The organism is Cryobacterium sp. Hb1, from assembly GCF_004403585.1.
Classification (GTDB): domain Bacteria; phylum Actinomycetota; class Actinomycetes; order Actinomycetales; family Microbacteriaceae; genus Cryobacterium; species Cryobacterium lyxosi.
The window spans coordinates 1-7171 of the sequence record NZ_SOHI01000003.1 but is presented as its reverse complement, the minus strand read 5'-3'; the positions used below and the strand labels follow the sequence as shown (position 1 = coordinate 7171).

Below are 7171 nucleotides of genomic sequence, written 5' to 3'. Positions count from 1 at the left end.
GGACACCGCCGGACTTAACTTAGAAACACCAGAAAAGCCATCCCTCACGGGATGGCTTTTCTGCGTTAACAACCACCCCGGGTGGTTGTTCTGCGTTAAGCCACGCTCCACGGAGGCCACCCCGCCCACAACATGAGTGAATTTGTTGCGTCACACTTGATGCAATCCAACCTCACGTTGCGTTACGAAGCATCCGTTTGTGGCGGGGCGCTTTCCTCGCCGACGTTAGCGGGAGGGGGAGGGCGCGAGGTTGAAGATGACGCTGTTCACGTCTTCAGGCAGAGGTCTACTTTTTTGAGAAATCATTCGGGCTGAGGCTCGCGATGCGATGCGCATGAGCGTGGAGCGAGTCCTCGTCGATGTGTACTCCGATGTCCGTAAAGCGCTGACGTAGAGCGGTGAGAACGTGCTCCTCGTCATGGCCGGCCAGATCAGCTTCTTGTTGCATCAGGATCCCTGCCGCCTTGGCGTCATCCGGTTGGAAATGTTGGTCCTGAACCGGTTCGCCTTGGGTAACGCTGTCGTCGGTCATTTTTTCCTTCTTTTCATCGGATTCGCCACGAGCATTGCGTGTAAACGCGTCAAGGAGCGAGCGATCGTGCGAAGACGTTCATCAGCGCGTATTAACGCCACGGTAGTCCCCGAAGTTGAAGCTGACCAGTGCCGTGCGCTTCGCGGGGAGCTTTGCTGGTGCTTTCATGGTGACAAAGGAGGCACGTATTATCGCTCATAGAGCCCGCGTTTTCGCATGCATTAGGGCATTCATGAGTGGGCATCGTGGCACGTAGAGTTTTCGCGTAGGTACGCAGCACTACTCACGATGGTCCGTGGCGCGGGAGGCATCGTCGCCGCACCGGCCAGAGCCTCAACCGAACCCGGCCGCCCACCCCATTGGTTGAAACAGGCGGCTTCTGTCGGTGAGCTCAGCAGGGCAGATTATTCGGCACGTGCCACAAACCGCACCGCCATGGCCTTGTAGCCGGGCGTGTTTGATTCTCTTGCTACGAGCTCGCGGTGCATCAACGCGTTGGCCTCCGGGAAGTACGCCGCCGTACAACCGCGTGCAGTCGGATAGAACACGAGACGAAAGTCATCCGCGCGGCGTTCGGCACCCTGGAAGGTACTAATCACATCGACCGCGGCACGATCAGAGAAACCCATTTCTATCGCATCTTCGGCATTGATCAGAATCACCCGGCGACCGTTGGAGATGCCGCGGTAGCGGTCGTCAAGACCGTAGAACGTGGTGTTGTACTGGTCGTGGCTGCGCATGGTCTGCAAGATGAGGTGGCCGGCTGGCGGGGTGAGGTATTCCAGCGGGCTTACCGTGAAGCGGGCAAGACCAATGTCGGTCTTGAAGCTGCGGGTATCTCGTGGCGGGTTCGGCAATACGAAGCCGTTCTTCGTCTTGAGTCGGGCGTTGAAATCAGTGAAACCTGGGAGAACCCGCGAAATGTGGTCACGGATGACGTCATAGTCGTCAGCCATGGCCTTCCAATCGATGACGTGGTCGGCGCCGAGGGTGGCGTTAGCCATGCGGGCGATGATCACGGGCTCGGCCAGCATGTGGTCTGAAATCGGTTTCAGGCGTCCCTGGGTGGTGCGCACAACGGACATGGAATCTTCGACGCTGAGTACCTGACGGCCACCCGGATGCTTGTCATCGGTATCAGTGCGGCCGAGGGTCGGCAGAATCAACGAGGTCAGTCCGTGACGGACGTGCGACCGGTTGGGTTTGGTCGACACGCTCACTGTCAGGCCTACCCGCTGCATCGCTGCCTCGAGTAGATCGGTGTCCGAGCATGCCAGCGCGAAATTACCGCCCATGGAAATGAAGACGTCAACATTGTTGTTCTCGAACGCGTCCACGGTGTCGACTGAGTCGAGGCCATGTTCGCGCGGGGATTCAATCGAGAATTCCTTGTCCAGGGCCGCGAGCATCGGCTCCTTCGGCTTTTCCCAGACGCCCATAGTGCGGTCGCCCTGTACGTTGGAGTGTCCCCGCACCGGGCACGCCCCCGCGCCGGGCTTGCCGAAGTTTCCCTGCAGCAGGAGCAGATTGATGATCTCCTTGAGCGTGTTTACGGAGTGCGGCTGCTGCGTGAGTCCGAGGGCCCAGCAGATGATGGTGGCTTTGGAGTTGACCATCATTTGAGCAACCGTAGTGATGTGTGCGCGTGACAGGCCAGTAGCGGCTTCGGTCACCTCCCAGTCGATGGTTTTGCGGGCGGCCCGGTAGGCGTTTATCCCATCGGTGTTCTCAGCGATGAAGGAGTGATCCACGACGGAGCCTGGCACGCGCTCTTCCTCTTCGAGTAGGAGGTGACCGAGTGCCTGAAACAGGACCAGGTCGGCGCCGACCTTGATCTGCAGAAATTCGTCGGCGAGGTTGGTACCGCTTCCGATCAGTCCGGAAGGGGTCTGCGGGTCCTTGAAGTTGAATAGTCCCGCCTCGGGCAGCGGGTTGACAGCGACGATTTTTCCACCATTGTCCTTGCACGCGGCCAGGGCGGACAGCATACGGGGATGGTTTGTGCCGGGGTTCTGGCCGACGACGAAGATGAGCTCGGCCTGATGGATATCGTCAAGCGAGACCGTGCCCTTGCCGATGCCGATCGTGGGGTTCAGCGCCGACCCCGAAGATTCGTGGCACATATTTGAACAGTCCGGCAGGTTGTTGGTGCCGATGGACCGGGCGAAAAGCTGATACATGAACGCCGACTCATTGGCCGTTCGACCCGAGGTGTAGAAGACGGTGCGCTCCGGAGTGCTCTCGCGAATCTTCTGCCCGACGAGCTCGAAGGCATCGTCCCAGCTGATTTGCGAGTAGTGCGTGTCACCGGGACGGATGACCACAGGGTGGGTGATACGGCCTTGGTTGCCCAGCCAGTATTCGGTCTTGGTTGCGAGCTCCTCGACGGAATGCTGCGCCTACCAAGACGGACCTACCGTGCGGGTGGTGCTCTCCTCGGCCACGGCCTTGGCGCCGTTTTCGCAGAACTCAGCCGTTTTTCGGTGCCCTTGGGATTCGGGCCAGGCGCATCCGGGGCAGTCGGTGCCGTCACGCTGATTCAGGCGAAGTAAAGAGCGGGCTGTGCGGGACAGTCCAGCCTGAGCAATTCCGCGGTCAAGGGCCACCACGACGGCTTCGAGGCCCGCTGCGTGAGTTCTTGGCTTCTTAACGACGAGATTGCTTTCGTTGATGTCATTTACCGGTGCTGCACGTTTCATATATCTATCCTGCTCCTAAAAATGAATCGTCGAGACAATAAAACCCCGTGAAAAATATTTTCGTCGCTGTGGACGTGCACTATTTTCCGATATCTGCTTTTCACAAGAGCCATCCGTATCACAAAGTTCGCATAGGCGTGACAATGTGGTTATCAGTGGGGGCGTAAGCTTTTATTGGTATGCGATGTCTGGATCTGGGTCGAACTGAACCGGAATCGACACCGGGTGGGCGCGACCAAAACCCACTGCGGCGAAGGGAATTCGGACGCTTTACCATATGCAGATTGAGTGGAAATCGGTCCCCGCTCCCTCCAGATCGGGACCTGGTATTTGCGTATCACGCACTTAGCTGATAGGACTAAATAGGTGAGTGGGTTACGACTCGACGACAAGTCGCCTGCTTAGAGTGATGTTTCGTTACTCGCGATAACAGGCACCCGAGAGCGGCTGAGCACGAATAGCGACCTGAAATGGCACGCTGGCCGCTGGCGTCCCACAGCGAAATCCGCGTTTGGATTTCAATTCGTGTGCCACGAATTTTTGTGGTGCCTGCAGTTAGGCCAGTGTTGACAGCGGCGTACTTAGTCTCCAGACAAAGTGAGCGACGATGAGATGATAATCGATTCCGGGTGTTTCTGATTTGATTTTTGACAAACTCCTCTCCGGTTTTTTTTTGACAAATTCCTCTGCGGGAACCCAAAGTTCAGTTAGCGATGGGCCCTGCGCTACGAATGTTTCAATGAGGGACTTACCCATAATCATGAGAAGGGTAGAACTATGTATTCATCAGCTACTGTGACCGGCGGAACGACCAAACAGCCGACGGCGGGGCGTTGGGGGATCGTGATTGCAGCGCTTTTGCTACAGTTCTCGATTGGCGCTGTCTACGCGTGGAGTGTGTTCAGTTCAGCATTGCAGAGCCCGGATGCCATGGGACTCACTAACCCGGAAGCATCTTTGCCGTTCACCGTGACAATCGGCATGATTTTCATCGGCAGCTACATCGGTGGGAGGATCCAGGATAAGAAAGGGCCGCGGCCGGTGGCCCTGGCCGGAGGCACCATCTATGCCCTCGGATGCATCCTCGCCTCGTTCGCGCTCTCACACGACAACACCCAGCTGTGGCTCCTGATCCTCGGCTACGGAGTCATCAGCGGATTCGGCCTCGGCTTGGCGTACATCGTTCCGATTGCAATGTTGCAGAAGTGGTTCCCAGACAAACGCGGTCTCATCACCGGACTTGCCGTAGCCGGCTTCGGATTTGGAGCGGTCCTGACCGCACCCATCGCCCAATGGTTGATCGCTATGACTCCGACGGAACCGAACCGGGCTTTTTTGCCTCTCGGCATCAGTTATCTTGTGCTCGCGCTGATAGGCGCGGCATTCTTCCGTAACCCGCCTGCCGGATACGCGGTTCCAGGTTGGGTGCCTGCCTCCACAGGCCGGGCGCACGACAGCTACAAGCAGTTCACCGAAAAAGAGGCCCTACGGACACCGCAGTGGTATTTTCTGGCGGCAATTCTCACCCTCAACGTCACTGTCGGCATTGCACTGGTCGCCCAGGCCAACTCGAGTGCGATCGACATCGCCGGCTATAGCATCGGCGGCGCTGCCGCGCTCGTCGGAGTGTTGGCGCTGTTCAATGGAGGTGGCCGTGTCTTTTGGGCATGGGTTTCTGGGAAGACCGGTCGGATGACGACATTCGGTCTGATGCTCGGCCTGCAAGGTATCTGTTTGCTGGTCATTCCCCACGCCAGCAACGCTGTGCTGTTCTTCGTCCTCGCCGCCATCGTCTACCTCTGCTTCGGCGGCGGGTTCGGCACGATGCCCGCAACGGCGGGAGACTTCTTCGGAGTCAAACACGCTGGTGCGATCTACGGGCTCATGATCATCGGGTGGAGCCTCGGTGGGATCATCGGTTCACCAATCATCGCTGCTCTCATCGGCGCGGATAAGGACTACACGCTGGGGTACACCGTCATGGGTATTATTGCCCTGATGTCGTTGATCGTCCCTATCATCACGAGGATGCCGCGACCGAAGGCTGACGCGTTGAAGTCAACTGCTGCGCACCCGACAGCCGAAGCGTCGAAGATTCTCAACTAACAAGAAGCGAATGGGTTTCGTTTCGGATCAGCGTTTACAAACAGCTGACGACCTGAATCTATCTGTCTGTTTTTGCGGTGCGTGTGCGTCGAGTGGCTCCTATTGAGTGTGTCGCCCGATGAAGTCATCGATCAGATGAGCCACGGTGTCCAGCTGTTCGTCCAAGACGAAGTGCCCGGTGTCGAGCAGGTGCAGTTCAGCAGACGGAAGGTCGTCAAGATACGCGCGCGCCCCTGATTCAGAAAAGAACTGATCGTTACGGCCCCAGGGCAATAGCATGGGGGGCTGGTGCTCGCGCATCCACGCTTGCCACGTGGGATACAGTGCGACGTTGGACTGATAGTCATAGAGCAAATCCAGCATGATCTGGTCTCGTCCAGCTTGATCAAGCCAGTGTTGGTCCAAGGTCCAGACGTCCGGATCGACGAAATCCGGATGCGCGGCCCCCTCGAGATGTTGGGAGCGCGTTGCCTCAGCTGTAAGCGCTCCGCGGATGACAGGCTCCATTTCCTTCTGATTTATCCAGTATTGAACCACAGGCTGCATATTCGGACCTAGTCCGGACTCGTAGGCGTTGCCATTTTGTGCAATGACTCCCTGTATCCAATTTGGATGTCGCGTCGCGATGCGATACCCGATCGGAGCGCCAAAGTCGAAAACGTACATGAAGAACTCGTCGATGCCGAGGGTGACCAGAAATGCTTCAATAACCTCGGCGACGTGATCGAAAGAGTAAATAAAGTCCCCGCCGCCACTACTCGAGGTGGGAGCACTGCTGTAACCGAACCCCGGGTAATCCGGTGCAATGAGGTGCACCCGATCGCTGAGCCGATCCATCAGGTGCGCGTACTGGTGCGACGCAGCAGGGAAACCGTGCAGCAGCACGAGCGTCGGCGCGTCCGCAGGGCCCGCCTCCCGAAAGAAGATCTCTAGCCCATCGACGGAAATGGTGCGATGCCGCACCCCTGTGAGCTGATCAGTTTCCGTTGTGAATTCGGCCATACTGTCCTCGTTTCGCTCGTCTATGTCTAAAATTCAGACTTTCACTCGCGGTAGGTTGTGTCAACACGTCCACGACCGCCATCCGTGCTCACCAGGACGAGACGGAAGATCGCCACGCGATCGTGGCCGCCATCACCGCTGCCAGCAGGCACAGTACGTTTGCACGTTCGCGTTGGTATCCATTGGCCGCCGCGCACTCCTAGCTTTTCGTCAGGGCCTCGCCCTTATGCATCGCTACATGGTCGGTCGTGTCGCTCAAGATCTCGTATTGCGGATCATCAAGACTGCAGCGGCGCATGTGGCCTTTGTATTCGACGTCCTTCGTATGAATCTTCGTGATGGTGCCGTGCACATGGCCGGCCTCGGAGTTCCAGCGCACGTGATCGCCGACTGAGAATTTTTTTATCATCGGTGTACCTTCCTCTGCCACACTGTTGCCAAATCTCTTCACCCTATTCGCTGTCTTACGTCGCCTCGATCTGAATGTGCACCCTCGATGATCACTCTTCCGGTGGGTACCAGACACGGTCGCCGTTGACCTTGGCAAAGCTGGTCAGGGTGTGCGGCTTGGTCGAGGTCAAGCTCATGATGTCGGCAACCTGAAGGCCCCGCGCCAGCAACGCATCTCCGATCAGTGATCGATGACAACGCCAGGGCACGGCCTCGGCACACATGATCGCTACGGTCTGCTTCCTCGCCAGCGCCATCAACTCATCGACACCGGCAACGAACTTGGCCTTGCCCCCGTTGAGTGGACACCTCACAAGAGAGAATGTTCACATGGGAAAGACACGCCGGGAGTTCACTCCTGAGTACAAAGACGAGGCCGTGA

General features: G+C 57.7%; 5 protein-coding genes and 1 pseudogene. 1 reads left to right on the top strand and 5 read right to left on the bottom strand.

All coding sequences use genetic code 11. The features are described 5' to 3' along the window. Nucleotides 1–286: 286 nt before the first annotated feature. Both E3T38_RS00140 and E3T38_RS00135 read right to left on the bottom strand, forming a co-directional pair. A complete protein-coding gene (locus tag E3T38_RS00140) occupies nucleotides 287–532 on the bottom strand; it encodes a hypothetical protein (RefSeq protein WP_134545455.1) in 246 nt (81 codons plus the stop codon). A gap of 404 nt (nucleotides 533–936) precedes the next feature. Then, nucleotides 937–3231, bottom strand: a pseudogene (locus E3T38_RS00135) (FdhF/YdeP family oxidoreductase). A gap of 777 nt (nucleotides 3232–4008) precedes the next feature. On the opposite strand from E3T38_RS00135, the gene E3T38_RS00130 reads away from it, so the two are divergent. Next, complete coding sequence (locus E3T38_RS00130) at nucleotides 4009–5337, top strand: OFA family MFS transporter (RefSeq protein WP_134545454.1); 1329 nt, start codon at nucleotides 4009–4011, stop codon at nucleotides 5335–5337. Nucleotides 5338–5436: 99 nt separating this feature from the next. Here the strand turns inward: E3T38_RS00130 and E3T38_RS00125 are convergent, their stop codons facing one another. The 3 genes from E3T38_RS00125 to E3T38_RS00115 form a co-directional block, all read right to left on the bottom strand. Next, nucleotides 5437–6339, bottom strand: coding sequence for an alpha/beta fold hydrolase (locus E3T38_RS00125; protein WP_134545453.1), 903 nt, complete (start codon nucleotides 6337–6339; stop codon nucleotides 5437–5439). 199 nt (nucleotides 6340–6538) lie between these two features. Continuing rightward, nucleotides 6539–6748 carry a DUF2945 domain-containing protein gene (locus tag E3T38_RS00120; protein WP_134545456.1) on the bottom strand — a complete coding sequence of 70 codons (210 nt, stop codon included), beginning with the start codon at nucleotides 6746–6748 and terminating at the stop codon, nucleotides 6539–6541. A 91-nt stretch (nucleotides 6749–6839) separates the two neighbouring features. Next, nucleotides 6840–7103: a DUF488 domain-containing protein gene (locus tag E3T38_RS00115; RefSeq protein WP_134545452.1), complete on the bottom strand. Its 264-nt coding sequence runs from the start codon at nucleotides 7101–7103 to the stop codon at nucleotides 6840–6842. Nucleotides 7104–7171 lie beyond the last annotated feature (68 nt).